At 57.7% G+C, this 26,433-nt stretch carries 23 protein-coding genes; 9 read left to right on the forward strand and 14 right to left on the reverse strand.

Features of this window, described 5'->3' with window-relative positions; translation table 11 throughout:
• Window positions 1-78: 78 nt before the first annotated feature.
• The gene (locus AABM55_RS09040; protein ID WP_054596355.1) at window positions 79-1,425 is read right to left on the reverse strand and encodes a class II 3-deoxy-7-phosphoheptulonate synthase; all 1,347 of its coding nucleotides are present in this window, start codon (window positions 1,423-1,425) and stop codon (window positions 79-81) included.
• A 156-nt stretch (window positions 1,426-1,581) separates the two neighbouring features.
• Here AABM55_RS09040 and AABM55_RS09045 point away from each other — a divergent pair, with 156 nt between their 5' ends.
• Entirely contained in the window at window positions 1,582-2,337 is a 756-nt protein-coding gene (locus tag AABM55_RS09045) for a spermidine synthase (RefSeq protein ID WP_054596356.1), read from the forward strand.
• A gap of 156 nt (window positions 2,338-2,493) precedes the next feature.
• On the opposite strand, the gene AABM55_RS09050 is transcribed toward AABM55_RS09045, so the two are convergent.
• Window positions 2,494-3,285 carry a crotonase/enoyl-CoA hydratase family protein gene (locus AABM55_RS09050; RefSeq protein WP_103315666.1) on the reverse strand — a complete coding sequence of 264 codons (792 nt, stop codon included), beginning with the start codon at window positions 3,283-3,285 and terminating at the stop codon, window positions 2,494-2,496.
• Between the two features lie 423 nt (window positions 3,286-3,708).
• On the opposite strand from AABM55_RS09050, the gene AABM55_RS09055 reads away from it, so the two are divergent.
• Window positions 3,709-5,382 carry a DEAD/DEAH box helicase gene (locus AABM55_RS09055; RefSeq protein ID WP_054596358.1) on the forward strand — a complete coding sequence of 558 codons (1,674 nt, stop codon included), beginning with the start codon at window positions 3,709-3,711 and terminating at the stop codon, window positions 5,380-5,382.
• 126 nt (window positions 5,383-5,508) lie between these two features.
• Here AABM55_RS09055 and AABM55_RS09060 read toward each other — a convergent pair whose 3' ends face one another.
• Complete coding sequence (locus AABM55_RS09060) at window positions 5,509-6,276, reverse strand: class III extradiol ring-cleavage dioxygenase (RefSeq protein WP_347929363.1); 768 nt, start codon at window positions 6,274-6,276, stop codon at window positions 5,509-5,511.
• Between the two features lie 103 nt (window positions 6,277-6,379).
• Here AABM55_RS09060 and AABM55_RS09065 point away from each other — a divergent pair, with 103 nt between their 5' ends.
• Window positions 6,380-7,036, forward strand: a complete 657-nt coding sequence (locus AABM55_RS09065; RefSeq protein ID WP_347929364.1) for a thiopurine S-methyltransferase — start codon at window positions 6,380-6,382, stop codon at window positions 7,034-7,036.
• A 65-nt stretch (window positions 7,037-7,101) separates the two neighbouring features.
• Here the strand turns inward: AABM55_RS09065 and htpX are convergent, their stop codons facing one another.
• Together htpX and AABM55_RS09075 are read right to left on the reverse strand one after the other, a co-directional pair.
• A complete protein-coding gene (gene htpX / locus AABM55_RS09070; RefSeq protein ID WP_054596361.1) occupies window positions 7,102-7,989 on the reverse strand; it encodes a protease HtpX in 888 nt (295 codons plus the stop codon).
• A gap of 313 nt (window positions 7,990-8,302) precedes the next feature.
• A complete protein-coding gene (locus AABM55_RS09075; RefSeq protein ID WP_054596362.1) occupies window positions 8,303-9,514 on the reverse strand; it encodes a pyridoxal phosphate-dependent aminotransferase in 1,212 nt (403 codons plus the stop codon).
• A gap of 224 nt (window positions 9,515-9,738) precedes the next feature.
• Here AABM55_RS09075 and msrB point away from each other — a divergent pair, with 224 nt between their 5' ends.
• The 3 genes from msrB (at window position 9,739) to AABM55_RS09090 (ending at window position 11,194) form a co-directional block, all read left to right on the forward strand.
• Window positions 9,739-10,134 carry a peptide-methionine (R)-S-oxide reductase MsrB gene (msrB, locus tag AABM55_RS09080; protein WP_054596363.1) on the forward strand — a complete coding sequence of 132 codons (396 nt, stop codon included), beginning with the start codon at window positions 9,739-9,741 and terminating at the stop codon, window positions 10,132-10,134.
• Between the two features lie 116 nt (window positions 10,135-10,250).
• On the forward strand, window positions 10,251-10,736 hold the full coding sequence (locus AABM55_RS09085; protein ID WP_054596364.1) for a glutathione peroxidase: 486 nt from the start codon (window positions 10,251-10,253) through the stop codon (window positions 10,734-10,736).
• Entirely contained in the window at window positions 10,733-11,194 is a 462-nt protein-coding gene (locus tag AABM55_RS09090; protein ID WP_347929365.1) for a MarR family transcriptional regulator, read from the forward strand. The genes AABM55_RS09085 and AABM55_RS09090 overlap by 4 nt, the downstream gene beginning before the upstream one ends.
• On the opposite strand, the gene AABM55_RS09095 is transcribed toward AABM55_RS09090, so the two are convergent.
• Window positions 11,178-13,505: a response regulator gene (locus AABM55_RS09095; RefSeq protein ID WP_347930009.1), complete on the reverse strand. Its 2,328-nt coding sequence runs from the start codon at window positions 13,503-13,505 to the stop codon at window positions 11,178-11,180. The two genes, AABM55_RS09090 and AABM55_RS09095, sit on opposite strands and share 17 nt — an antisense overlap.
• A gap of 166 nt (window positions 13,506-13,671) precedes the next feature.
• Here AABM55_RS09095 and AABM55_RS09100 point away from each other — a divergent pair, with 166 nt between their 5' ends.
• Window positions 13,672-14,562, forward strand: coding sequence for an ATP-binding protein (locus AABM55_RS09100; RefSeq protein ID WP_054596366.1), 891 nt, complete (start codon window positions 13,672-13,674; stop codon window positions 14,560-14,562).
• Entirely contained in the window at window positions 14,559-15,041 is a 483-nt protein-coding gene (locus AABM55_RS09105; RefSeq protein WP_054596367.1) for a GAF domain-containing protein, read from the forward strand. Before AABM55_RS09100 ends, AABM55_RS09105 begins: the two co-directional genes overlap by 4 nt.
• A gap of 55 nt (window positions 15,042-15,096) precedes the next feature.
• Here the strand turns inward: AABM55_RS09105 and AABM55_RS09110 are convergent, their stop codons facing one another.
• The 7 genes from AABM55_RS09110 to AABM55_RS09140 form a co-directional block, all read right to left on the reverse strand.
• The gene (locus tag AABM55_RS09110) at window positions 15,097-18,726 is read right to left on the reverse strand and encodes a transporter substrate-binding domain-containing protein (RefSeq protein ID WP_347929366.1); all 3,630 of its coding nucleotides are present in this window, start codon (window positions 18,724-18,726) and stop codon (window positions 15,097-15,099) included.
• An 8-nt stretch (window positions 18,727-18,734) separates the two neighbouring features.
• Window positions 18,735-19,361 carry a response regulator transcription factor gene (locus AABM55_RS09115; protein WP_019692902.1) on the reverse strand — a complete coding sequence of 209 codons (627 nt, stop codon included), beginning with the start codon at window positions 19,359-19,361 and terminating at the stop codon, window positions 18,735-18,737.
• Between the two features lie 297 nt (window positions 19,362-19,658).
• Window positions 19,659-20,057, reverse strand: coding sequence for a response regulator (locus AABM55_RS09120; protein ID WP_054596369.1), 399 nt, complete (start codon window positions 20,055-20,057; stop codon window positions 19,659-19,661).
• 268 nt (window positions 20,058-20,325) lie between these two features.
• Window positions 20,326-21,657 carry a deoxyguanosinetriphosphate triphosphohydrolase gene (locus tag AABM55_RS09125; protein ID WP_054596370.1) on the reverse strand — a complete coding sequence of 444 codons (1,332 nt, stop codon included), beginning with the start codon at window positions 21,655-21,657 and terminating at the stop codon, window positions 20,326-20,328.
• A gap of 40 nt (window positions 21,658-21,697) precedes the next feature.
• Window positions 21,698-22,042 carry a hypothetical protein gene (locus AABM55_RS09130; protein ID WP_054596371.1) on the reverse strand — a complete coding sequence of 115 codons (345 nt, stop codon included), beginning with the start codon at window positions 22,040-22,042 and terminating at the stop codon, window positions 21,698-21,700.
• A complete protein-coding gene (locus tag AABM55_RS09135) occupies window positions 22,039-22,428 on the reverse strand; it encodes a phage holin family protein (protein ID WP_054596372.1) in 390 nt (129 codons plus the stop codon). Before AABM55_RS09135 ends, AABM55_RS09130 begins: the two co-directional genes overlap by 4 nt.
• A gap of 1 nt (window position 22,429) precedes the next feature.
• Entirely contained in the window at window positions 22,430-22,744 is a 315-nt protein-coding gene (locus tag AABM55_RS09140) for a YqjD family protein (protein ID WP_054596373.1), read from the reverse strand.
• Between the two features lie 323 nt (window positions 22,745-23,067).
• Here AABM55_RS09140 and AABM55_RS09145 point away from each other — a divergent pair, with 323 nt between their 5' ends.
• Window positions 23,068-24,276, forward strand: a complete 1,209-nt coding sequence (locus AABM55_RS09145) for an ammonium transporter (RefSeq protein ID WP_103315678.1) — start codon at window positions 23,068-23,070, stop codon at window positions 24,274-24,276.
• A 73-nt stretch (window positions 24,277-24,349) separates the two neighbouring features.
• Here AABM55_RS09145 and AABM55_RS09150 read toward each other — a convergent pair whose 3' ends face one another.
• The gene (locus AABM55_RS09150; RefSeq protein WP_347929367.1) at window positions 24,350-26,305 is read right to left on the reverse strand and encodes a monovalent cation:proton antiporter-2 (CPA2) family protein; all 1,956 of its coding nucleotides are present in this window, start codon (window positions 26,303-26,305) and stop codon (window positions 24,350-24,352) included.
• Between the last annotated feature and the right edge of the window lie 128 nt (window positions 26,306-26,433).

Here is a 26,433-nt window from a genome sequence, read left to right on the forward strand (position 1 = left end):
TTACGGCCAACCTCATTCTCTGTAGGAGCCAAGCTTGCTCGCGATGGCGGTGTGTCAGGCAACACAAGGCTTACAGATTCAGCGCCGAACCTGCTTCAGGGTCTCGGCAATCAAGAACGCCAGCTCCAGCGACTGATCGGCATTCATCCGCGGGTCGCAATGGGTGTGGTAACGGTCCGACAAACCATCTTCGGTGATCGGCCGTGCACCGCCGATGCATTCGGTGACATTCTGCCCGGTCATCTCGATATGAATGCCGCCGGCATAGGTGCCTTCCGCTTCGTGAACCTGGAAGAACTGCTTCACCTCGCCGAGGATCTGCGCGAAATCCCGGGTCTTGTAGCCGCTGCTGGCCTTGATGGTATTGCCGTGCATCGGGTCGCTGCTCCAGAGCACTTTCTTGCCTTCGCGTTCGACCGCACGAATCAGCTGTGGCAGATGGTCGCCGACCTTGTTTGCGCCCATCCGCGCGATCAGGTTCAGGCGGCCTGGATCGTTGTCGGGGTTGAGCACATCGATCAGGCGAATCAGTTCTTCGGGGTTCATGGACGGGCCGACCTTGACCCCGATCGGGTTGTTCACCCCGCGCAGGAACTCGACATGAGCGCCGTCGAGCTGACGCGTGCGATCGCCGATCCACAGCATGTGCGCCGAGCAATCGTAGTAATCGTTGGTCAGGCTGTCGCGGCGTACGAAGGCTTCTTCGTAGTTCAACAGCAGCGCTTCGTGGGCGGTGAAGAAACTGGTTTCGCGCAATTGCGGCGAGCTGTCCATGCCGCAGGCGCGCATGAACGCCAGGGTTTCATCGATACGGTCGGCCAGGTGGCTGTACTTTTCGGCCAGCGCCGAGTTGGCGATGAAGTCCAGGTTCCATTTATGCACTTGATGCAAGTCGGCAAAACCGCCCTGGGCAAAGGCCCGCAGCAGGTTCAGGGTCGCGGTGGACTGGTGATAGGACTGCAACAGGCGATCCGGGTCGGGGACGCGGCTTTTTTCATCGAAACCGATACCGTTGACGATGTCGCCGCGGTAGGCCGGCAGGGTCACGCCGTTGATGGTTTCGTCATTGGACGAGCGCGGTTTCGCGAACTGCCCGGCCATACGCCCGACTTTTACCACCGGACAACCGGCAGCGAAGGTCATGACGATCGCCATTTGCAGCAGGACTTTGAAGGTGTCACGGATTTTTGCCGCCGAGAATTCGGCGAAGCTTTCCGCGCAATCGCCGCCTTGCAGCAGAAACGCCCGGCCCTGGGTCACCTCGGCAAACTGACGACGCAACTCCCGGGCCTCACCGGCAAACACCAAAGGCGGATAACTGGCCAGGCTTTGCTCGACCTGTTGCAAATGCGCAGCGTCAGGGTAGTGGGGTTGTTGCTGGATCGGCAGGGCGCGCCAGCTGTCAGGACTCCAGGGTTGGCTCATCGTGGACTCTAATGTTTTACGATCGGACGTTTATGTTATCAGCAATTAGTGCGTGACCTGTTCCCGAAGCTTGGCGGACAATCGCGCCTTTGCCGCACCAAGCGGAACGAATGATTGCGTTGCCGGGGATCAACCCGACAACGACCAGGAGACGAAATGACTGAGGAGCGCGTCGAGCATCTGCTCGCCGAGGTGCACGATGAATTCGGCATGATCCGGGTGCTGGAAGTGGCGGATTACCGTTTTCTCGAATTTGGCGATGCCATCGAGCAGAGCTGCGTGTTCACTGCCGATCCGAGTTGGCTCGAGTACGACTACACCCGCGCGATGCTGATTGGTGCGTTGTGCCATGAACAACCGGAGAGCGCGCTGTTTCTCGGCCTGGGGGCGGGCACCCTGACTCAGGCGTGCCTGAAGTTCCTGCCGCTGGAAGACGTCGAAGCGATCGAGTTACGCCCGGACGTACCGCGCCTGGCCATCGAGTATCTGGGGCTGGACGACGATCCCCGTCTGTATATCCGCATCGGCGATGCCCTTGAGTTGCTCGAGACCGCTGAGTCGGCGGATCTGATTTTCGTCGACCTTTATACCGATGTAGGGCCGGGTGTCGGCCATTTGGCTTGGGGCTTTCTGGAAAACTGTCAGAAACGCCTGAACCCGGGCGGCTGGCTGGTGATCAATCAATGGGCGACCGATGACGGCAAGCCACTGGGTGCGGCATTACTGCGTGGGCTCTATCACCGGCATTATTGGGAGCTGCCGGTGAAGGAGGGCAACGTGATCCTGATCGTGCCAGCCGACCTTGACCAGGAACTGGACATGCAAGGATTGACCGCCCGCGCCGAAGCGCTGGCGCCGCGGTTGGGGTATTCGCTGCAATCGCTGATCAAGGCGATTCGCCCGGCGACCTGAATTCTGGCGAGCCACTGTGGCGAGGGAGCTTGCTCCCGTTGGGGCGCGAAGCGACCCCAGAACCGGCAAGCGCCGTCTTTCTGATGCACCGCGATTGCTGCTTCACGACTGCTGCGCAGCCGAACGGGAGCAAGCTCCCTCGCCACAAAGGCAATGTCAGCAGCCTTTGAATACGCCCGGGCGTTTCTCGATCAACGATCGCACGCCTTCCTTGGCGTCTTCACTGTTGAGCAACTTCTTGACCAGCGCTGGCAAAGCCAATGCCGCCGCTGTTTCGCCCTCCAGATGGGCCTGGCGCGCGGACTGCAAGGTCGCCTGAACCCCCAGCGGCGCCTGCCTGGCAATGCGTTCTGCCAGCTCGATCGCACGCGGTAACAGGTCTTCGCTGGCCATCACCTCCTGCACCAGTCCCAGACGCAGCGCTTCGTGGGCATCGAACTCATCGCCGGTCAGCAGCCAGCGCATGGCATTGCCCCAGCCGGCTACCTGATGCAGGCGCAAGGTTGCCCCGCCAAAGGGGAAGATGCCGCGCTGCACTTCCATTTGCGCAAAACGGGTGTTGCTGGCGCAGAGGTTGATATCGGCGGCCAGCATCAGTTCGATGCCAATGGTCAGGCAATAACCCTGGGCCGCAACAATCACCGGTTTGCTGACCCTGGGGCCAACGAACACCCCCCACGGATCGCAACCGCCGGCCGGGACTTGCCAGCCTTCGGCCAGTGCCGCGCTGACACTCGCCAGGTCCAGCCCGGCGGTAAAGTGCTCGCCATGACCGAACACCACCGCAACGCGGGCCTCGCTGTCGGCTTCGAACTCGCCATAGGCCAGGCTCAGTGCGTTGAGCAGATCGAGGTCAAATGCATTGCGCTTGGCCACCCGGTCCAGCCCGATCAACAGGACATGACCGCGTCGTTCACGGCTGACACGACTGCAATCTGCTTGATTCATGGGGTCTATCCTCGGGCGGGGAAGGGGGGGCGCGGACCAAAGGTCATAGCCTGAAAGATGAACCGTTTTAGCGTCATGACCAACAGGGCCGGGCCTTTGAAAAATAGACCGTTGCGCGATTATCCGCAAAGCCTGTGACACAACGGTGTATGCCGGGTTTTTCCGACAAATAAAGCTCCCTTTTTTGGCGAATTCCGGTATAGTGCGCGCCGGTCTTTAGCCAGGCCGCGTTTAGGTAGCGCAATTCCCCGAAGTCAGCTTCGGCTGCACGTCCGCACAGCGGACTCTTCCTTGACGAATCTTTTTCATTCATTCGTTTTCGCAAATCCCCGCCGACAAAGCAGCCAGGGCGACTCTTGAGTCTTACACGGCATGCGCAGCTTTGGAGCATGGGTCTTTGCGGATGCACTTAGAGGCAGACCCATGACCCAGGAAACCGGCGGCTTCGCCGCTTTTAACCTTAATCCGAATATTCTTGCAGCCGTCATCGCGACTGGCTACGAAGAGCCTTCGGCTATTCAGCAGCAATCGATCCCGATCATCATGGCCGGTCACGACATGATTGGTCAGGCGCAAACCGGTACGGGTAAAACCGCTGCGTTCGCCCTGCCGATCCTGCACCGCATCGATCCTGCTAAGCGCGAACCGCAAGCCCTGATCCTGGCGCCAACCCGTGAGTTGGCGCTGCAAGTAGCAACCGCTTTCGAAACCTACGCCAAGCAAATGCCGGGCGTTACCGTTGTGGCCGTTTACGGCGGCGCGCCTATGGGCCCGCAACTGAAAGCAATCCGTAATGGCGCACAGATCGTTGTCGCCACTCCGGGCCGTCTGTGCGACCACCTGCGTCGTGACGAAAAAGTATTGGCGACCGTGAACCACCTGGTTCTCGACGAAGCTGACGAAATGCTCAAGCTGGGCTTCATGGACGACCTGGAAGTTATCTTCAAGGCCTTGCCGGCAACCCGTCAGACCGTATTGTTCTCGGCTACCCTGCCGCAGTCGATCCGTGCCATCGCCGAGCGTCATCTGCGTGATCCGCAGCACGTGAAGATCCAGACCAAGACTCAGACCGTTACCGCGATCGAACAGGCTCACCTGTTGGTTCACGCTGACCAGAAGACCTCGGCTGTATTGAGCCTGCTGGAAGTGGAAGACTTCGACGCGCTGATCATGTTCGTGCGTACCAAGCAAGCGACCCTGGACCTGGCCAGTGCCCTGGAAGCCAAAGGCTACAAAGCCGCTGCGCTGAACGGTGACATTGCTCAGAACCAGCGTGAGCGCGTGATCGAGTCCCTCAAGGATGGCCGTCTGGACATCGTTGTGGCGACCGACGTTGCTGCTCGTGGTCTGGACGTTCCACGTATCACTCACGTTTTCAACGTTGATATGCCGTACGATCCAGAGTCCTACGTTCACCGTATCGGCCGTACTGGCCGTGCCGGTCGCGAAGGTCGTGCATTGCTGCTGGTGACTCCGCGTGAGCGCCGCATGCTGCAAGTGATCGAGCGTGTAACTGGTCAAAAGGTAGCTGAAGTTCGCCTGCCAGACGCTCAAGCCGTTCTCGATGCACGCATCAAGAAACTGACCAACAGCCTGTCGCCGCTGGTGGCCGATGCCGAATCGACTCACGGTGATCTGCTGGATCGCCTGACTGCCGACATCGGTTGCACCCCGCGTGCACTGGCTGCTGCTCTGCTGCGCAAGGCTACCAACGCTCAGGCACTGACCCTGGCTGCCATCGAGAAAGAACGTCCACTGGTGCCGAACAATGCACCGCGTGGCGATCGTCCAGAGCGTACCGGTGATCGTCCGGACCGTGGTGATCGCGAGCGTCGTGCTCCGATCCCATTGGCCGAAGGCCGTGCTCGTTGCCGTACCGCGCTGGGTGCGCGTGATGGTATCGCTGCCAAGAACCTGCTGGGCGCCATCCTCAACGAAGGTGGTCTGGCTCGTGAAGCAATCGGTCGTATCCAGGTGCGTGACAGCTTCAGCCTGGTCGAGTTGCCGGAAGATGGTCTGGAGCGTCTGCTGACCAAACTGAAGGACACTCGCGTTGCCGGTAAGCAGCTGAAACTGCGTCGCTATCGCGAAGATTGATCCGCTTTCGGGCTGATTGATCGCAGATAAAAAATCCCCGACTGGTTCGGGGATTTTTTTTGCCTGCAGTTTTGTGTCTGGCCTTTGTTGATCGTTCCCACGCTGCGCGGGAACGAGCGGCAGGATTCAGCCGAAACGATAGATGTCCATCCCCAGCGCACCCATGGTGAACCCCTGGTGGGCGATGCTGAAATCGCCACCGGCGCCGCGGGCGAAGTACAGCGGCAGCAAGTGTTCGTCGCTGGGATGGCTGCGCACGGCATTCGGGGCTTGCCGACGATAGTCGTGCAGGGCGGCTTCATCGTTTGCGGCGAGCTTTTCAATCATCCAGTCGCGAAAGGCCTTGGCCCAGGGCTCGACGCTTTCCGGGCCGGCATGCCAGTCCAGTTCGCGCAGGTTGTGGGTGATGCTGCCGGAACCAATCAACAGCACGCCTTGCTCGCGCAGACTGGACAATGCGCGACCGACGCGGGTTTGCAGGGCAGGGCCGAGATGGCTTGGCAGTGACACTTGTACCACCGGAATGTCGGCCCGCGGATACATCAGAGACAGTGGCACCCAAACACCATGATCGAACGGACGCTGGTTATCGAGCTGTGCCGGCAAGCCATCAGCCTTGAGTAATTCGGCGACCTGCGCCGCGAGTTCCGGCTGGCCGGGTGCCGGGTATTGCACCGCGAACAGCGCGGCGGGGAATCCGCCGAAGTCGTGCCAGGTTTCCGGTTGCTCAGCGCTGCCGACGCGCAGGTCCTGGCTTTCCCAGTGTGCGGAAACGATCACGATGGCCTTGGGTTTCGGCAGTTCGCTGGCCAGGTGGGCCAGCGCCGGGCCACTGGCGCCGGGCTCCAGTGCAAGCATGGGTGAACCGTGAGAGATAAACAGGCTGGGGAACATGAATAAGGTCCTGAGCGTTAAGATGAGAGCATCTTCAGTCAGATCATTGATCTAAATCTAATATAAGTTTTAGGGCATATAGATCGAAATATCAGGGGGATTTATGCAGCCAGAGTTTTGGCAAAAGCGTTGGGAGCTCAATCAGATCGGTTTCCATCAGTCAGAGGTTAATCCTTATTTGCAGCAATACTGGCCGCAATTGAATCTGGCAAAGGGCTCGCAGGTGTTAGTGCCGCTCTGTGGGAAAAGTCTCGATCTCGTGTGGCTGGCAGGGCAGGGACATCGGGTGCTGGGTGTCGAGTTATCGGAAAAAGCCGTTGAGGAGTTTTTTCGTGAGCAGCAACTGACACCGCAGATCACCGAGCAAGGTGCGTTCAAGGTCTACCAGGCGGGTCCCCTGGCATTGTGGTGCGGGGATTTTTTCGGCCTGACCGCAGACGATGTGGCCGATTGTGCGGCTGTCTATGATCGGGCGGCGCTGATTGCCTTGCCACCGCTCATGCGCGAGCAATACGCCGCGCACCTGAGCCGGATTTTACCGTCAGCTTGTGAAGGCTTGTTGATTACGATGGACTACGATCAGTCGCAGATGGACGGGCCGCCCTTTGCCGTGACGGATGAAAACGCGCAGACATTGCTGGGTGGTCGCTGGCAGCTTGATTTCTGTGAGGTGCGGGACATTCTGGGGGAGAGCTGGAAGTTCCTCCAGGCGGGCGTTACGCGCCTTGAAGAGCGGGTATATAGATTGATGGCTCGCTAAACAGCAAAAGATCGGCATAAAAAAGGGGCGATCAAATCGCCCCTTTCGTATCACCGCAGAACCTCTCAGCCGCGACGACGCAAGGCGTCGATACGCTCTTCCAGTGGCGGGTGGCTCATGAACATGCGAGCGAACCCTTGCTTGATGCCACCGTTGATGCCGAAGGCATTCAAGGTGTCCGGCATGTGCACCGGCAGGCCTTGTTCCGAGCGCAGGCGCTGCAGGGCGCCGATCATGGCGCTGGTGCCGGCCAATTGGGCGCCGGCTGCGTCTGCACGGAATTCGCGTTTGCGCGAGAACCACATGACGATTGCGCTGGCCAGGATACCCAGTACCAGTTCGGCGAAGATGGTCGCGACATAGTAGGCGATGCCTTGGCCTTCTTCGTTTTTGAAGATCACCTTGTCGACGAAATTACCGATGATCCGTGCGAAGAACATCACGAAGGTGTTCACCACGCCCTGAATCAGCGCCAGCGTTACCATGTCGCCATTGGCCACGTGACCAATTTCATGGGCCAGGACGGCTTTCACTTCATCGGGCGAGAAACGCTCGAGCAAGCCCTGGCTGACCGCGACCAGCGCGTCGTTCTTGTTCCAGCCGGTGGCGAAGGCGTTGGCCTCGTAGGCCGGGAAAATCCCGACTTCAGGCATTTTGATTCCGGCTTCACGAGACAGCTGCTCGACGGTTTGCAGCAGCCATTGTTCATGGCGAGTGCGCGGCTGGCTGATGATTTGGGTGCTGGTGCTCATCTTCGCCATCCACTTGGAGATGAACAGCGAGAACAGCGAGCCGGCGAAACCAAAGACCGCACAGAAAATCAGCAGCTGATTGAGGTTGAGATCAACCCCGTTGGCCGCCATGAACCCGTTGAAGCCGAAAAGGCTCAGGGTGATGCTGGCAATCAGCACGACCGCCAGGTTAGTGGCCAAAAACAGCAGGATGCGCATCATGGTTGTAGAAATCTCCTCGTGCTAAATATGTAGCGTACTGCGGGGTATATAAGGTGCCGCACCAGGCTATTCAACCGGGTGACTATTTCAAACTGTGTCCTACAGCTGGATTCTAGATGCTTGCAGGGCATTTCTGACGTCACCTGAATAGGTATTTGGCTGGATTTTGCTTTCACAAGTCCCGCCTCTGCTGGGCGTAACCGGCAGCCGCGTAAATCCGCCTGCACTCAAGGCGCTGTCGCAGTCGAAGAATGGAGATATGTTGCTGAATTAATCGCCGAGGGCCTTTTTGAGGCCCTCGGCGTTATCGCGCTTACTGGCGATAGGACTTGAGGAAGTTGCCGATCCGACCGATAGCCATGTCCAGGTCGTCCACCCGTGGCAGGGTCACGACGCGGAAGTGGTCCGGCCATGGCCAGTTGAAGGCTGTGCCCTGGACCACCAGCAGTTTTTCCGAAAGCAGCAAGTCGAGAACGAATTTTTCATCGTTGTGGATCGGGCAGACTTTTGGGTCGATCCGCGGGAACGCGTAGAGCGCGCCCATCGGTTTGACGCAACTGACGCCCGGGATGTCGTTGAGCAGTTCCCAGGTGCGGTTACGCTGTTCCAGCAGGCGACCTTGCGGCAGCACCAGATCATTGATGCTCTGATAACCACCCAATGCGGTCTGGATTGCATGCTGGCTTGGCACGTTGGCGCACAGGCGCATGTTGGCCAGCATGTCGATGCCTTCGATGTAGCTTTGAGCGTGATGCTTGGGACCGGAAATGGCGATCCAGCCGGAGCGGAAACCGGCAACCCGATAGGACTTGGACAGACCGTTGAAGGTCAGGCACAGCAGGTCCGGCGCCAGGGACGCGGTGCAGATGTGCACGGCATCGTCGTAGAGAATCTTGTCGTAGATCTCGTCGGAGAACACTACCAGGTTGTGCTGGCGAGCCAGTTCCAGCATGCCCAGCAGGACTTCCTTGGAGTACACCGCACCGGTCGGGTTGTTCGGGTTGATGATGACCAACGCCTTGGTGTTCGGGGTGATTTTGGCCTTGATGTCGGCCAGGTCCGGCCACCAGTTGGCTTGCTCGTCACACAGGTAGTGCACCGGATTGCCACCCGCCAGGCTGACGGCCGCGGTCCACAGCGGATAGTCGGGAGCCGGGACCAGTACTTCGTCACCGTTGTTGAGCAGTGCCTGCATCGACATCACGATCAGTTCGGAAACGCCGTTGCCCAGGTAGATATCTTCGATGCCGACACCTTCTACCTGTTTCTGCTGGTAATACTGCATGACGGCCTTGCGCGCGCTGAACAGGCCTTTGGAATCGCTGTAGCCCTGGGCGGTCGGCAGATTACGGATCACGTCCTGGAGGATTTCATCGGGCGCTTCGAAACCAAAAGGCGCCGGGTTGCCAATGTTCAGCTTGAGGATACGATGGCCTTCCTCTTCCAGGCGTTTGGCGTGCTTGAGCACTGGGCCGCGAATGTCGTAGCAGACGTTGGCGAGCTTGTTCGATTTGCTGACCTGCATGGCGATGTGTTCCCGAAAATGAACGATCCAGACGCTGTATGAACTACCGTACTGGGAATCCTGCGTTTTCACACACGCCTGGCGCCTGGGGTCACCGCACCAAAATCCGTTTGAATGCGGGTAACGCGGCTGCCAGACTGGCGATTAACGAGGCGCAATCATACGTGCCGCCTGATCCGTGGAAAAGGTACAGATCAGGCTTTTTCAGATGCAGAGGTATGACAATGGAAAAGTTGGAAAAAACCCTGGAAGAATGGCGCGCGATGCTCGACCCGGAGCAGTACAACGTTTGTCGTCTGAAGGGCACCGAACGGCCGTTCTCGGGCAAGTACAACGGCACCAAGACCGATGGTGTCTATCACTGCATCTGTTGCAACGAACCGCTGTTCGACTCAAAAGCCAAGTTCGATTCAGGCTGTGGCTGGCCGAGCTTCTATGAGCCGATCGGCGAGAGCGCCATGGTCGAGATTCGTGATATCAGCCACGGCATGATTCGTACCGAAGTGGTCTGCGCCAAGTGCGACGCGCACCTGGGGCATGTATTCCCGGATGGCCCGCCACCGACTGGCTTGCGTTATTGCATCAACTCGGTGTGCCTGGACCTGGTGCCGCGCGAATAATGTGAGTCCTGACCTGCGGCAGCTGCTTGTCGGCAGGTTATTGATTTATTAAATTGCACACAATCTAATTGCTCGCTATGTTTAATCCTTCCCCATCTTCCACCGGAGCATGCGCGATGACCGACACTCTGCTGAGTATTCCCTGCACCACCATCAACGGTGAGCAAAAGACCCTGGCCGATTACGCCGGCAAAGCGGTATTGGTGGTCAACACCGCCAGTAAATGCGGCTTTACTCCGCAGTACAAAGGACTGGAAGAACTGTGGCGGACCTACAAGGATCGAGGCCTGGTGGTGCTCGGTTTTCCGTGCAACCAGTTCGGTAAACAGGAACCGGGCAATGAAGGGGAGATTTCCGAGTTCTGCGAATTGAACTTCGGTGTGAGTTTTCCACTGTTCAAGAAAATCGACGTCAATGGTAGCGACGCCCACCCGCTGTTTGTTCAGTTGAAAAAACGTGCGCCGGGTGTACTGGGCTCTCAGGGCATCAAGTGGAATTTCACCAAGTTCCTGATTGGCCAGGATGGCAAGTTGGTCAAGCGTTTTGCACCGGCGACCAAGCCGCAGGACCTGACCCGCGAGATTGAAGCCCTGCTCAAATGAACGATGTGTCAGCCGATTCGCTGCTGCTCGACAGTCAGCTCTGCTTCAAACTGTACGCCGCGTCCCGAGCGGTGATCCGCGGTTATAAGCCGATGCTCGATCAACTGGGCCTGACGTATCCGCAATATCTGGTGATGCTGGTGCTATGGGAGTGGCAGCAGAGTGCACCCGGGCAGCCAACAGTCAAAGCCCTTGGCGAGCGATTGTCGCTGGATTCCGGGACGCTCACGCCGTTGCTCAAGCGTCTTGAGCAGTTACACCTGGTCCAGCGTCAACGCTCGGCGCGCGATGAGCGAGAAGTGCACTTGAGTCTGTCGCCGGCAGGGGTTGCCTTGCGCGAACAGGTCGGGCCGCTCAAGGCACGCCTGTTGTGCGACAGCGGTGTCGACCTTGAGCGCTTGGGCAAATTGCGTGACGGCCTTGATCAACTGCTGGGGCAAATCAGGGCGCTACCGTAGCCGGCACCCACTGCTCAAGCAGGGCGGCCAGTTCCTCGCGACGGAACGGTTTCGCCAGATAATCGCTCATGCCTGCCGCGCGGCAGCGTTCGCGCTCCTCGGGCATGGCGTTGGCGGTCAGGGCAACGATCGGTAGATCCGGCCAGCGCCCACTCTGACGGATCTGCCGGCTGGCCTCGTAGCCGTCCATCACCGGCATGTTGCAGTCCATCAGCACCATATCAAACTGCTTGAGCTCCAGCTGGTCGAGCGCTTCGGCGCCGTGGGAGGCGACAACCACCTTGCAACCCAACTTGCTGAGCATGCCTTTGGCTACGAGCTGATTGACCGGGTTGTCTTCCACCAGCAGGATTCTCGCCCGCCGCTGGGGTATGAGGCTTGGCTCTTGAGTATCGGACACGAGAGCGACTTCGTCGGCCTGCAAAGTGCGTCGTAGTGTCTGGTAGAGTGCGTTGCGGGCCAGTGGGCGGGCTTGTTGTTGCAGAGGGGCGAGGGCAGCCGCTTCTTCGCTGGGCATGAAACTGCCATAGGCGGTCACCAGCAAAATCGGTGCGGTCATGCCCGGACGTAATCCGAACAGACATTCCGGGCAGTCGGTGATCAGCACATCGGGCGATAAGCCGATCATTGAGTCGTCGATGGTGCGCTGCTGGTATTCCAGCCCCCAACCGGGCAACAGATTGCCTAACAGTTCGGCCAGACCGCTGCTGGCGGCGGTGATCGCCAATACCTTGCCTTGCAGGGACGCGGGAACGATTGCCGGCGTGTGGGTGGGCAACGGCAGATCAGCGCAGAACTGGCTGCCGAAACCAGGCTCCGAGCTGATGCCGAGCCGGCCCTGCATGGCTTCGCACAGGTTAAAGGTCAGGGCCAGCCCCAGCCCGGTACCACCGAACTGACGAGAGATGCCGGCACCTGCTTGGGTAAACGGCTGGAAGATTTTGACCTGATCATCCTGCGCGATGCCGATACCGGTGTCGCAGACTTCGATTCTGACACCGTCTTCGTGGGTGCTCAGGCGCACGTCCACCCGTCCAAAACGGGTAAATTTAAGGGCGTTGGAGAGCAGGTTGCTGACAATCTGCCGAACCCGCATCGGGTCGCCGAGTACCAGCGACGGGAACTGCGGTTCAATCAGGCACGTCAGTTCGACGCTGGGCGCGGCGTTCTGCGACAGCAGGTTGGCGGTGTCTTCGATCAGCGAGCCGAGGTCGAACGGAATGCGCTCCAGCTCAAGCTGGCCAGCGTCGAACTTCGACAGGTCGAGAATATCGTTGAGCAGCTCCACCAGTACTTTGCCGGAGTCGTGGGCAATCGACAGTTGCTGGCGTTGTTCGGCATTCAGCGGGCTGTCCAGCGAGAGGGCGATCATCCCCAGCAAACCATTGAGTGGCGTACGGATTTCATGGCTCATGTTGGCCAGAAACACAGAGCGCGCCTGGGCCATGTCCAGGGCGGTCTGGCGCGCGATTTCCAGTTCTTCGTTCGATACCGTCAATCGGCTATTGATCGCTTTCAGTTCACCGGTACGCGCCGAGACAATATTTTCCAGTTGCCCCAGGTAGTCGGTCAGGCGGTTTTCGGCATTGCGGCGTTGCTGGATTTCAGTGGTCATGCTTTCGAATTGCTGGTTGGCCACCGTGACCAGAACGCCGATCTCATCGTTTTCGTGCGCTACCGGGCACTCCAGCGGTGGTTGTTCCGAACTGCTCGGGTCACGTGCACTCAGTTCGCGGATCACCCGCACCAGCGGTTTGGTGAGCATCACGTAGAACAGCGCCAGTAAAATCCCGGTCAGTATCAGGCTGCGGACAAAACCGTTGATCAGAGTGACTTCGGCCCGACGCAGAAAGCGGCTGCCAAACGTGTAGGTGTCAATGTCCAGTTGCAAGGTACCGAGGGACTCGTCGGGCAGATGGTCGAGGAACAGGCGGTCCTTGAACTGTCGATTGGCGCCGAACAGAAAGTCGCTGATCACCCGATAGCCGCCGTTTTGCGGGTCCGGGCGTTTTACGCTGGCGAGGATCGTATTGTTGTTATCGCTCAGTTGCGCACTGATGACCGCAGGCGAGCGCAGCAGGCCGAGGGTCAGTTCCTGGGCCAGTTCGGCATCGATGTTGTAGGCGATCCGCGAAGCCGGGTTATGGCTGATTTCCAGCAGCGAGTGTATTTCCCGGTTGATGGAGGCGTCTTCGCTGGCATAATCGATGCCTATTTGCACCAGACTGAGCAAGGTTCCCAGAATGAAACCGACCAGCACCGTAAGCCTGGCTTGCTTGTAAGACAGGCGGTTGGTGAACTTGATATCCATGGTGTGCTGAACCACTTTCGTTTCCCTTCTGGGCGAAGCATAGCCGATCATCAGTGTATTTCGGCATGACTGGCGGGTAAGCCATTATCGCGATAATCCCGGCATTACGCGCTGCGCTTGGTTTTCTGTCGCCCATCATTACTGTGAACGTGCCTGAGGAGAAGTCGTGGATTCCCGATTGAATGCATTTCTTGAACGCGCCGATGCGGTTCTGGCTCGTATTGAGCCGCTACTGCCCGCGCAACGCACGGCCATCGACTGGACGCAGTGCCTGGCAGCACGCTGGCAGCGCGAGGGTCGCAGCGGATTTCTGCTGCCGCTTGAGGTCAGCCTGGACATGCGTCTGTCCGACCTGATCGGGGTCGACAAGCAGTTGGAACAGTTGGGGCGAAACACCCGGCAGTTTCTCGACGGCATGCCTGCCAACCATGCGCTGCTCTGGGGTTCGCGCGGTACCGGTAAATCGTCGCTGGTGCGGGCCTTGCTGGCCGAGCACGCCAAGGGCGGTTTGCGTCTGATCGAGATCGAGCGCGATCACCTGGCGGACCTGCCACGCGTCGTCGAGCAAATCGCCAAGCTGCCACAGCGCTTTGTGCTGTTTTGCGATGATCTGTCGTTCGAGGCCGGCGAGGGCGATTACCGGGTGCTCAAAAGCGTGCTCGATGGCTCGCTGGAACAGGCACCGGATAACGTACTGCTGTATGCCACCTCCAACCGTCGCCACCTGGTTCCGGAAAAAGAAAGCGATAACGAAAACTGGAAAAGGGTCGACGGCGAGCTTCATCCCAACGAGGCGGTCGAAGACAAGATCGCGCTGTCGGATCGATTTGGCCTGTGGCTGTCGTTTTATCCTTTTACCCAGGAGCACTTCCTCAATGTGGTCGAGCATTGGGTGGGAGCATTGGCGGGCAAGGCCGGCCTTGAGTGGAAGCGTGATGAAGAACTCGAGATTCTTGCGGTTCGCTGGGCTACCGGACGCGGTAATCGCAACGGCCGTTGCGCGTATCAATTTGCCCGGTATTGGGTCGGACTGAAGTTGTTGGAGCACAAGGCATGATCGATTTGCAAAAGAGCGGCGCTGGACTTGAGGGCTACGGCCTGCTCTGCGCGCAGTTGGAGTCGCTGCTGGCGGATGAGCGCGACTTTATCGCCAACGCCGCGCAGTTTTCGGCGTTCTTGTTCAATCAGCTCGATGATCTGAATTGGGCCGGATTTTACCTCAATCGCAACGAGGAACTGGTGCTCGGACCGTTCCAGGGGCAGATCGCCTGTGTGCGCATTCCGTTCGGTCGTGGCGTTTGCGGCGCAGCGGCTGCAACCCTTCGCACTCAACGGGTTGAAGATGTGCATGCGTTCGCCGGGCATATTGCCTGCGACAGTGCCTCGAACAGTGAACTGGTGGTGCCGCTGGTCAAGGACGGTCGGTTGATTGGCGTGCTGGATCTGGACAGTCCTTTGCTGGCGCGTTTCTCCGTTGATGATCAGGCCGGCATTGAGCGGTTGGCGGAGATTTTCCTGCGTTTGACCGAGTGCTGATCAAACCCGCAGCCGCTACCGAAGGCGGCTGCTACGGGGTGCTTCAGGGGCGCTTTTACACGTTGGCGTGATGATGGATCTGTCGTTGTAACGCCTGCTCCAACTCAAGCATGGCGTGCTCTATGCCTTTGCAGCGGGCCTCGAGCAGGTCCAGACAGAAGTTCTCATGACATACGCGCTCAAGCGCTTCGCAACCATCGATAAGCCTTGAGGCCTGAACAATACGGGCCGCACCTTTGATTTTGTGCGCCATATCGATGAAGGCTTGCGGCCCGCTTGCAGGAGGCAGTGCGAGGAGTTCCTGGCGGTCGAGGCGATTGCTGTTGAACAGTTCGGCGAGCAAACGCTGAACCAGTTGTGGATCGCCGCCGGTGAGTAACTGCAAGCCGTCCAGGTGAAAGGCTTGATCTTCAATGATCGGCTTGAGTGCTTCCAGTCGTTGGCCCAGCGTCGTCAGGCTGATGGGTTTGAACAGGCAATCGTTCATGCCAGCCTGTCGGCATCGGTGTTTTTCCTCCGGTTGAGCATTGGCGGTGAAGCCAAGCACCGTGCAGGGCGGGCGCTGCTCATCGTGCTCGGTCTGGCGGATGGCACGGGTGAGTTCGTAGCCATTCATCAGTGGCATATTGCAGTCTGCAATCACTAGGTCGAAATGGCCCTCTTTCCATGCCTGGAAACCTGCCTCACCGTTGTTGGCCGTGACGGACCGATGCCCCAGAAAACCAAGTTGCTGGCACATGAGCAATCGATTCGCGGGGTGGTCGTCGACCACCAGCACGTTCAGGGTGGCCGAGGCGTTCGCGATGACCGGTTGCGGGGTGTCCAGCACCACGGCGTCAGGCAGCGCGGCCATCGGCAATGAAATCCTTACCTGAGTGCCGATCCCGGGCGAACTGGTCAGTTGCACGCAACCTCCCATCATTTCGCACAGGTTGCGACTGATCACCAATCCCAATCCAGCGCCGCTTCTGGCCAAATGCCCGGTGTTATCGGCCTGAGTGAAAGGCTCGAACAAGCGTCGCTGATCGTCCTCGCTGATGCCAATTCCGGTGTCATTGACCCACAACTCCATCTGGAGACGGTCGGACTCCGAGGCTGATTGCAGATTGACCTTGATCCTCACCTGGCCGTGCTCGGTAAACTTGATGGCATTGCTGATCAGGTTCGACAGTATCTGTTTGAAGCGTAGGGGGTCTATCAATACATCGGGCTGTTCAGCGCTGGTGGGGAACTCCAGCACCAGGCAGAGGTTTTTTTGCCGGGCCAATCCATCGAAGACCCGCACGACCGATTCAATCGTCTCGCCAAGGTTCACCCGCTCTGGCGCCAGGCTCAAATGGCCAGACTCGATTCGGGCAATATCGAGTATGTCGCCAATCAACTCCAGCATGTCCTTGGCCGAGCTATAGGCCACTTCGATGGCCGGCCGATCCAGGTGGCTCTGGTCGGTCCGTTTCAATGTCAGTTCGAGCATGCCGATCACCGCATTCATCGGTGTGCGAATTTCATGACTCATGGTGGCCAGGAAGGTGCTCTTGGCACGATTGGCCTTGTCCGCCTGTTCCTTGGCTGACCTGAGCTCATCAAAAAGCTGCCGTCGTTCGCTGATGTCGATCCAGCCTCCGATGATCCCCTGGACCTCACCCGTCGAGTCTCGATAGGGAAGAATCCAGTGATAGATCGTCAGCCTTTTCCGGCCAATGTGCAGGGGGCGGTCGAGAATCAACGGGACACCTTCAGCCACCACTCGCTGGTAGTCAGCCAGGTATTCCCGGGCCTCGAACTCGTTGCTCATGGCACCCTGCATGAGGCTTTTGCCAATCACGTCCTCGCGTTTGGCACAAAAGGCTTCCAGATAGCTGTCGTTACAACTTTGCAGCAGTCCTTCACGGTCCCGTACGTAGATGGGGTGAGGCGTACCATTGACCAGCGTGCGCATGAATTCGAACTGGTCGTTGAGTGCGCGCTCTGCTTTCTGGCGTTGCTTGATCTGCCTGCGCATGTGGGCATTCCAGGCCAGCGAAATCAGCAACAAAAGACCGCTGCCAATGACCAGTTGATAAAACAGGCGATGGTAGTTGCGCCAGGCGCTATTGGCGGTGCCCGTGTAGCCGCGCCAGCGGCTGTTGATTATTCCCAGTTCGTCCGGCGCGATGCTGAGCAGGGCTTTGTCGAGGATTGAGTGCAGTTCCGTAGCATCGCGTGCGGTTGCCAGTGAAAACGCGGCTTGCTGCGTCCCGACAGTCGCGCTGATTTGCAAGGCGTCCTCGAACACTTGCGATGAAATGAAGTAGTTGGCAATCACCAATGAGTTGACTGCGCCCTCGACCTGACCTTTGGCGAGTAACTCCACCGCGCTGAAACTGTCAGGTGTTTCAACCAACTGGATCGCCGGGTAGGCACGGTGCAGATAGTCGAGGAGCGGATTGCCTTGAGTGATGGCAAGGCTCTTTCCATTCAATTGCTCAAGACCGATAGGGCTGGAGGTGCTCTTTCGGGTCAGTAGTACAAATGAATTTTCCAGGTAGGGACGAGTGAAGCTCAATTGCGCCTCGCGTTCGGCGCTGGGAATCATCGCGGCAATCAGGTCGGCCTGGTTCCCTTTGACCTGGCTGATCATCTCGCTGTCACTTTGGCTGCGGTGAATCTCGAAGCGTAAACCGGTTCGAAGCCTGATCAGTTCGAGCAAGTCGGCGGTGATTCCCCGAAAGCTCTCGTCGGCGTCAAAGAATGTCAGCGGGGCGAAGGCATCGTTGACGACTACGCGAACAACGGGGTGCTGCGCAAGCCAGCGTTCCTCGCGGTTGGTCAGTTGCAGTTTGTGGTCGGTCAGAAGGATGTCGCTGCCCGCGCTCCAGCGCTTGGCAATGTTTTCCCGCTCGCTCGCAGGCACTTCCTTGAGTACCGCGTTGATGATTGCCAGCAGGTCTGGATTGTCCTTGTTGACTGCGAAGCTGAAGCCATAGGCCTCATGTTTACCGAAGTTGGCCATCCGTACATTTTTCAGATAGCCCTTGTTGATCATGAAATGGGTGGAAATGGTATCGCCCAGGAATACGTCTGCCTGGTCGAAGGCGACGGCATTGATCGCGTTCTGGTAGGACGGGTAGGAGGTGATGATGGCCTTGGGATATTGCGCCTTTACCTCCTCCAGCGGCAGATAGTGATAGACCATGCTCAATCGCATGTCGGCGAGACCTTCGGTCAATGATCGGTTTTCAGCGTTCCGGGTGACCAGAACCGGTTGATCTATGGCGTAGGGGGCAGACAGTACGATGCTGGAACGTCGTTCTTCAAAGCTATTGGCCGTTCCGAGCAGGTCGACGTCGCCATTTTCGAGTGCTTCGATGGCGGCCTCTCGGGAGAGGTAACGACGGACCTTGATCGGCAAGCCCAGGGATTGTGCAAGAACTCCTGCGTAATCAGCCGTGAAACCCTCATAGTCGTGACCGCTGATCGTTAAATCAAAAGGAGGGTAGTCAGGCGCGGAGGTCCCCAGGATCAGTTCGCGCTTGTTTTGCAGCCACAACCGTTGTGATTTATCCAGTTGGACGTCCATGTAACCTGCCGTTGAGCGGCTGAGCAGCGCGTAATTTCCGACTCCGCTGCCTGCTCCTGACACAGAGGTGCTCAGACATAAACCTGCACTCAAATACAATAAATAGTCCTTTAAACACCTGGGCATCCTGTCTCTCACACTAGCGCGTTACGTTTTGCCATCTCGATAAGTTCTACCAGGGATTTGGCCTTGAGTTTTTGCATGAGTCTTTTTTTGTAGGTGCTGACGGTCTTGTTGCTGAGGAACATGCCCTTGGCGATTTCCTTGTTGGTACGACCCTGGGCGAACAGTTGCAGGACCATCAGTTCGCGATCGTTGACGGACTTGAACAAGTCCAGTTCAGCGCAGAGCGCTTCATCCCCGCGAACCGGGTTCAAGGCCTGGCTGGGGAAGTAGTTGTAACCGGACAGCACGGCTTTGATGGCACTGAGCAGCTCGCTGAGATCTTCCTGCTTGCAGACATAACCGGAGGCCCCGGACTGCATGCAGCGGATGGCGAACAGTGTTGGGCTCTGGGCCGTCAACACCAGTGTTTTCAGCGGGGTGCTCATTGCATTGAAGCGGGAGAGAACTTCCAGTCCGTCGAGTTTGGGAATGCTGATGTCAAGAATGATCAGGTCGGGCATGCATTCGCGAACCATCTGCATCGCATCGACGCCGTTGTCGGCTTCACCGACTACTTTGTAACCTTCATGTTCCAGCAACATACGAACCGCAAGGCGAATGACGGGGTGATCGTCAACAATAAAAACCGAGTTCATAATCATGTCCCATACGTGCGCAAATAAAGCGAGCACCTTAGCTCAGATAAGTGCGTTGACGCATGAACTGACGAGGCTATAGGTGCAATATAGGACATGTCCTACATTAAAAGAGGCAGAGGACTACGAGTGAACTAGGTTTGTGAGGAGGAATAAGTATATTAACCGGGCATGTAGGCGCATTTATTCAGGGCCGATATGTGTTTTTACAATATATGCCGCATCGCTGTTTTCTGATGCGTAATGGCGCTGAGGGTTTTTTATTTGTCGTGAGGTATTCGAGGGGGTTAATTGTGTTTATTTATAAAGGTCCGAAAGGGTCAACAAGTTTATAAATTCAGATTGTTTCAGTGGCTTTGCCAAATAACCAAGTAATGGCAGTCGTTGTTCATGTGCATTTTTTTTCAAGGTGTCCAGTTCGGTTGAGTCAAGGCTGCTCAGGATGATTGCCTGTCGTATCAGGCCCTGGTGGCTGGCAATACCGATCAAGTCGAGGCCGCAGAGGTCTGGCAGGCATTGATCGCACAGCAGTATTTCGAAGGGGGGCTGCACATGTCTCAACGTTTGTAATGCATTTTCGGCATTATCTACGGCGGTGACTTGAGTAAAACCGTAACTTTCAAGCAGGTATTGGGTTGCTTTCAGCTGAAAAGGATGGTCCTCCACCAGCATGATGCGCAGATCGTAGTTGAACATATAGCTTTCCATGTGGAGGGTCGAACTGCGGTGGGTGTCGGAAACAGCGTTGTCGGTTTAATCCGTACTGTCTTGTTTGCCGTTGCTGGAGCTCTATCGGCTGTAAGGCCTCCAATTCTATTGTTCAGGATAGAGTGATTATTTCGTGTGTATACAGAGCAAACGATCAGTTTGCTCTGTATACGATGTAGGGAGATTCTCCCGGTACTACAAAGTGTGGGGAGATCAGCCGTCACGGAATATTTCGGGGCGACCGATCAATGGATTTTTAGTGGTGACTGGAGCGTCCGGTCATTTCCAGTGCCATTTCGCTGGCATAGCTGTCGGTCATGCCGGCGATGAAGTCGATCATGCGTAAAAACGAGTTATGCAAAGGACCGTGCGGGTCGGGTGCATTATTACCCAGCAGATCGAGTATGCGACGATTCTTGAATGAAGCCGTACGACCGCCGTGCTGTTCCAGTGCCGCCCCACAAAAGCCATTCAACAGAATTTCCAGCGTGGTGTAAGCACCGATTTCATGCAGGGTTTTGCGCTTGTCCTGGAAGATTTTTTTACGCGCCATGTCTTTGGCATTCAGTACGCAACGCTTGGCGGGCCCGTGCATGTGTTCCACCAGATCGCCGTGAAGGGTGCCGGCCAATAGCGCGTCCTGTTGCTCGACGAATGCCCGTGCCGCAGCGTTGGTCAGGTGCTCGATGGCTTTACCGCGAAGAATCGCCAGTTTGCGGCGACGCGAGTCATCGGGGCCGAGTAGGCGGTAGGTTTCCGGCAGATCATCACCAACCAGGCCGAGCAACAGGGACTCCACCTCGGCGTACTCCAGAAGCTCCATCTCCAGGCCATCTTCAAGGTCGATCAAGGCGTAGCAGATGTCGTCGGCGGCTTCCATCAGGTAGACCAGAGGATGTCGAGCCCAGCGCTGCTCCTCGAGTTGAGGCAGGCCGAGTTTCTGGGCGATCTGCTCCAGCAGGGGCAGTTCGCTCTGATAGCAACCGAACTTGTGTTTTTTGTAACCCAGCGAATCGGCATGGCGCGCGGTCCACGGGTATTTCAGATAAGTGCCCAGCGTTGCGTAAGTCAGCCGTGTACCGCCGTCAAACTGGTGGTATTCCAGTTGGGTCAGAACGCGAAAGCCTTGGGCATTGCCTTCGAAGTTGAGGAAATCGTTGCGTTCGACTTCGCTCATGGCGTCCAGCCAGCCTTTGCCCGCGGCTTGCTGGAACCAGTAGCGGATGGCGTCTTCACCCGAGTGGCCGAAGGGTGGGTTGCCAATGTCGTGGGCCAGGCACGCTGACTGCACCACCATGCCCAGATCGCTAGGCTCGCACCAGTCGGGCAGGGCGCTGCGGATGGTTTCACCGACGCGCATGCCCAATGAGCGGCCCACACAACTGACTTCCAGTGAGTGGGTCAGGCGCGTGTGGATATGGTCATTGCTGGACACCGGGTGAACCTGGGTCTTGCGCCCAAGACGGCGGAAGGCGCCGGAGAAAATGACCCGGTCGTGGTCTTTATGGAAAGGGCTGCGACCGAGCTCTTCCGGGCTGTGTAGCGGTTTTCCGAGGCGTTCACGATTAAGCAGGGTATGCCAATCCAAGGCAGGTTCTCCGTCAGGTGACTGATTGGGGGCTGTGGGTCTACGGGTCTTTGCGCGAGGAGCCTTGCAGCACCAGCTTGATCAGCGGCAACAGGCTGGTGCCGAGCTGGACTAACCGAGTGACGCTGCTGATGGCACCGCCCTTGGCGCCCTTGGCGGTGAGAAAGCCAAGCAAGGTTACGGCGGCGATGCCCCAGAGTGGCGCGTGCTTGATGCCCAGACCCTCCTGAAAACTGTGCGTCATTCCCCGTACGCGTTGCAAGGGTTCCAGCATCTGCCGGGACTCGTGGCGCATTTCCTGGCGATGCATTTCCATGCGCAAGCGTATCAATGCCTTGCGCATCTCTTGTCGGGAACTGTTTTTGGGGATTTCAGGCAGGTTCATGGCAGCAAGCGCTCCCTGTCGTTCGCCAGCTCTTGAAGGGTGGCATTGAACGGTGATGTTTCATCGAAGATCGCCGCTTTCAAGCGCATGCCACAAAAGAGTGCCGCGAGCGCATAGAAAACGCACAGGCCGATGATCCCTGCCAGGCGATAAGTGTCCCACAGCAGAATCAACACCAGCGCCGAAAGCCCGATCAACAGCAATAAGGCGAAAACCAGTGCCAGCCCTGCGAACAGCAACAGGCTTACGGTGCGGGCTTTTTGCTCCTGCAATTCGATGCCGAACAACTCTACATGGCTGTGCAGCAACCCGAGAAAAGCGGCACCCAAGCGTCGCGATGAAGACCCCGTACCTGTTTCGGACGAGCCGGATTCATCGATAGCCATATCAGCGCCGCGTCGTCAGCAGGCCAATCAAAAAGCCTACGCCGGCCGCGATGCCAACCGCTTGCCAAGGGTTGGCCTGAACATAGTCTTCGGTGGCGGTGACAGCTTCCTGGCCGCGTTGGCGCAAGGAATCTTCGGTCAGTTTCAGGGTTTCGCGAGCCCGCTGCAGGCTTTCGTGAATCTGGCTACGCAACTCATCGGCTTGATCACCGGCCAGTGTCGCAGTGTGTTCCAGCAACCGTTCGGTGTCGCTGACCAATGTTTGAAAATCTTCCCTGAGGATTTCTTGAGCAGTCTTTTCCGTTTTTCTGGCCATGATGATCTCCATTATTGGTGTGTGAAATGTTCGAGTATGAGCCTTGTTCGAAGGTTCAGTGCAAATGCCTGGTACAGCTTTTGCTGTGTCGTGGTGCGTCAAGCAGTGCTGCTGTACTGAAACTGGGCGTGCTTCGCGAAAACCTTAACCTAAATAATAGAAACTCGCGCAAACACCCGAGCAACGATCGACCTCAATGAGTTTTTTGCGCCAAAACGGTTCGCCGGAATAAGGGTGGATGCCAAGCCTGGTGTCAACTTGGTGCGTAAATTGTCTCGGTGAACCGCTTTGGTGCTTTTGCGACTTTAAGGTCTGCCAACTCCATGGAAAATTTGCAAAGTGCTGTGGACAGCCTGGTCCATAGCTCCAATACGCTGTTCATTCTGATCGGCGCTGTCATGGTTCTGGCCATGCACGCCGGTTTTGCTTTTCTGGAAGTCGGCACGGTTCGGCAAAAAAACCAGGTCAACGCGTTATCGAAGATCCTCAGTGACTTTGCCATTTCAACGCTGGCTTACTTCTTTATAGGCTACTGGATTTCCTACGGTGTCACTTTCATGCAACCGGCCGCGGTAATCAGTGCTGATCACGGCTATGGGCTGGTGAAGTTTTTCTTCCTGCTGACCTTTGCTGCGGCCATTCCGGCCATCATTTCCGGGGGGATTGCCGAGCGCGCCCGATTTGTTCCGCAGTTGTGTGCGACGGCGTTGATCGTGGCGTTCATTTATCCGTTTTTTGAAGGTGTGGTCTGGAACGGAAACTTCGGCCTGCAAGCCTGGCTGTTAGCTCGCTTTGGTGCCAGCTTCCATGATTTTGCCGGTTCCGTGGTAGTGCATGCCATGGGGGGGTGGCTGGCGTTGGCGGCGGTATTGCTGCTCGGTCCGCGCAATGGTCGGTATCGCGACGGGCGCCTGGTGGCGTTTGCGCCGTCGAGTATTCCGTTTCTGGCATTGGGTTCGTGGATTCTCATCGTCGGCTGGTTTGGCTTTAACGTGATGAGCGCGCAAACCCTGCAAGGCGTCAGCGGTCTGGTGGCCGTCAACTCGTTGATGGCGATGGTCGGCGGCACGGTAGCCGCGTTGATTGTCGGTCGTAACGATCCAGGGTTCCTGCACAACGGTCCATTGGCCGGGCTGGTGGCAATCTGCGCCGGCTCCGACCTGATGCATCCGGTTGGCGCACTGGTGACCGGAGCCATTGCCGGTGCCTTGTTTGTCTGGTGTTTCATTGCGGCGCAAAGCCAATGGAAGATCGACGATGTGCTCGGCGTTTGGCCGTTGCATGGTCTTTGTGGTGTTTGGGGCGGGATTGCCTGCGGGATTTTTGGTCAGAGTGCCTTGGGCGGGCTCGGTGGCGTCAGCCTGATCAGCCAGTTGATAGGCACTGCACTCGGGGTGACCGTGGCACTGATCGGAGGCTTTGCGGTGTATGGCACGATCAAGCTGTTGCACGGGCTGCGCCTGAGCCAGGAAGAGGAGTATTACGGGGCGGATCTGTCGATCCACAAGATCGGTGCAGTCAGCCAGGATTGATTGTCTTCAGCTAATTGGCCGGGCTCGCGCAGGATATTTTCCGGTTCTGCGCGAGCAACGCGACCACGCTTCATTACCCCGCCAACAGCCGTGCTTCACAGGCCTCGATGGCAGACAAGGTGCCTGACATCAACACCCGATCGCCTGCCAGCAATCGGGTGACGCCCTCAACTGCCAAATCAGCGCCATTGCGCTGAATGGCTTGAACGTCCACCCCCAATGCTTCAAGTGCCAGCTCATTCAAGGGCCGGCCGCATGCATGGGCATCCATTGTCAGGTTGACGGCATACATCAATACTTTCGGCTGCCCACGACTGTCCAACAGGTTGCTTTGCGCTCCGTGATAGAAACCGTGCAGCAGGCGATAGCGCCCATGTCGCACTTCGTCGACGCGCTCCTGGACCTGCGGATGGGGCAAACCCAGCATGAGCAACGCGTGGGAAGCGAGCATCAGACTCGATTCCAGCAGTTCCGGGACAACCTCATTGGCTCCGGCCGCCTTCAGTTCGGCCAACTGACTGTCGTCACGGGTTCGAACCAGTATCGGGACCTGAGCGTTTAGCTGCCGTGCTGCCTTGAGTACGGTCATGGCTATATCGGTTTTGTCCACTGCGATCACCAACAGTCGTGCGCGTTCAAGACCTACGGCACCCAGTAGTTCCACGCGACGGGAATCGCCATAGTGCACGCAGCTTTCACCCGCTGCGGCTTGATGAACGCGAACCGGGTCATCGTCCAGCGCAACGAAAGGCTGACCTTCGCGACGCAGAAAACGCCCTATCGACTGACCCACCCGACCGTAGCCGCAAATCACTACATGCCCGTGCAGCTCGGCGTTCAATGCCGCGACCTGATCGAGTTGCGCTTCCTTATCGGGTTTGCGATGCAAGCGTGCGGCAATGCCCGGTGCTGCGCGCAGCAACAGTGGTGTCAGCAGCATCGAGCAAAACGTCGCGGCCAGTAACAGACCGCTGAGTTCGGCCGGTATCAGTTTGTTCTGTTGCATCTGTGCCATCAGCGCAAAGCAGAATTCACCGCCTTGCGCCAACGCCAGGCCGCTGCGCCAGGCAGTTTCGCCGTTGCTGCCGCGCCATTTGACCAGCGCCGCGACAATGCTGCCCTTGATCAGCAGTAACCCAAATGTCAGGCCGAGAATCAACAGGCCATGGCTGGCGAACAGCTGCAGATCGATCAGCATGCCGATACTGACGAAAAACAACCCGAGCAGAATGTCGCGGAACGGGCGAATATCGGCTTCGATCTGATGCCGGTAATGGCTTTCGCCCAGCAACATGCCGGCAAGGAAGGCACCGAGGGCGGGGGAGAGTCCGAGCAGATGTGTCAGCCAGGCAGTCAGCAAGACGATGACCAGGGCCAGCAGGACGAACAGTTCGGCGGAGCGCGAGGTGGCGACTTCGTGGAACAGTCGCGGCAGTAACCAGCGACTGGTCAGCAACAGGCCGACAAACAACAGCACGGTTTTGCCCAGTGTTATCGGCAGCGCCCAGTACCAGCTTTGATCACTGCTACCGGCGAACACCGGGACCAGCGTCAGTAACAACACCGCAACTACATCCTGAAACAACAGCACGCCTATCGCATTCTGGCCGTGACGACTGAAGATCTCGCCGAGGCTGCTCAGCTCTTTGCTGACAATTGCCGTGGACGAAAGCCCCAGACCGGCGCCAAGCAACATGGCCGGAGGGGCGGGCATGCCGAGTAACATCAGCAAGCCGCCCAGCAGCACCCCCGAGCACAGCACTTGCAGGCTGCCGAGACCAAATACCACGCGCCGCAGCGCAAGCATTTTCGACAGGGAAAACTCCAGTCCCAGGGAGAACAGCAGAAACACCACGCCCAACTCGGCAAGGTCTGGTAGATCCTGGTTGTCATTCACCCAGCCGAATGCGCCGGGCCCAACCAGCAGTCCCACGCACAGGTAGCCCAGCACGGGAGGCAGCTGAAGACGCCGAAACAGCGCAATCACCACCAATGACGAGGCGAGGATGATCAACAAATTGGCAAACACAACACTCTCCGTTTCGGTGCCGGGACGTACCCAGCGTAGAGGCAAAAAAAGCCGCGAGCATTGCGCAGTTGGAGCCGACGTCGAATGATTTGCATCAGGGTTATACCAGATAGCTAAAATTGGCTGTC

The organism is Pseudomonas helvetica, assembly GCF_039908645.1.
GTDB lineage: Bacteria > Pseudomonadota > Gammaproteobacteria > Pseudomonadales > Pseudomonadaceae > Aquipseudomonas > Aquipseudomonas helvetica.

Coding starts and splice junctions, on each gene's coding strand:
- AABM55_RS09050 (WP_103315666.1), bottom strand. CDS start 3,285: ATGAATCAAGCAGATTGCAGTCGTGTCAGCCGTGAACGACGCGGTCAT.
- AABM55_RS09095 (WP_347930009.1), bottom strand. CDS start 13,505: ATGGATATCAAGTTCACCAACCGCCTGTCTTACAAGCAAGCCAGGCTT.
- AABM55_RS09105 (WP_054596367.1), top strand. CDS start 14,559: ATGATCGATTTGCAAAAGAGCGGCGCTGGACTTGAGGGCTACGGCCTG.
- AABM55_RS09090 (WP_347929365.1), top strand. CDS start 10,733: ATGAACGATGTGTCAGCCGATTCGCTGCTGCTCGACAGTCAGCTCTGC.
- htpX (WP_054596361.1), bottom strand. CDS start 7,989: ATGATGCGCATCCTGCTGTTTTTGGCCACTAACCTGGCGGTCGTGCTG.
- AABM55_RS09110 (WP_347929366.1), bottom strand. CDS start 18,726: ATGCCCAGGTGTTTAAAGGACTATTTATTGTATTTGAGTGCAGGTTTA.
- AABM55_RS09130 (WP_054596371.1), bottom strand. CDS start 22,042: ATGAACCTGCCTGAAATCCCCAAAAACAGTTCCCGACAAGAGATGCGC.
- AABM55_RS09060 (WP_347929363.1), bottom strand. CDS start 6,276: ATGTTCCCCAGCCTGTTTATCTCTCACGGTTCACCCATGCTTGCACTG.
- AABM55_RS09140 (WP_054596373.1), bottom strand. CDS start 22,744: ATGGCCAGAAAAACGGAAAAGACTGCTCAAGAAATCCTCAGGGAAGAT.
- AABM55_RS09065 (WP_347929364.1), top strand. CDS start 6,380: ATGCAGCCAGAGTTTTGGCAAAAGCGTTGGGAGCTCAATCAGATCGGT.
- AABM55_RS09055 (WP_054596358.1), top strand. CDS start 3,709: ATGACCCAGGAAACCGGCGGCTTCGCCGCTTTTAACCTTAATCCGAAT.
- AABM55_RS09145 (WP_103315678.1), top strand. CDS start 23,068: ATGGAAAATTTGCAAAGTGCTGTGGACAGCCTGGTCCATAGCTCCAAT.
- AABM55_RS09040 (WP_054596355.1), bottom strand. CDS start 1,425: ATGAGCCAACCCTGGAGTCCTGACAGCTGGCGCGCCCTGCCGATCCAG.
- AABM55_RS09120 (WP_054596369.1), bottom strand. CDS start 20,057: ATGTTCAACTACGATCTGCGCATCATGCTGGTGGAGGACCATCCTTTT.
- AABM55_RS09135 (WP_054596372.1), bottom strand. CDS start 22,428: ATGGCTATCGATGAATCCGGCTCGTCCGAAACAGGTACGGGGTCTTCA.
- msrB (WP_054596363.1), top strand. CDS start 9,739: ATGGAAAAGTTGGAAAAAACCCTGGAAGAATGGCGCGCGATGCTCGAC.
- AABM55_RS09045 (WP_054596356.1), top strand. CDS start 1,582: ATGACTGAGGAGCGCGTCGAGCATCTGCTCGCCGAGGTGCACGATGAA.
- AABM55_RS09075 (WP_054596362.1), bottom strand. CDS start 9,514: ATGCAGGTCAGCAAATCGAACAAGCTCGCCAACGTCTGCTACGACATT.
- AABM55_RS09085 (WP_054596364.1), top strand. CDS start 10,251: ATGACCGACACTCTGCTGAGTATTCCCTGCACCACCATCAACGGTGAG.
- AABM55_RS09115 (WP_019692902.1), bottom strand. CDS start 19,361: ATGAACTCGGTTTTTATTGTTGACGATCACCCCGTCATTCGCCTTGCG.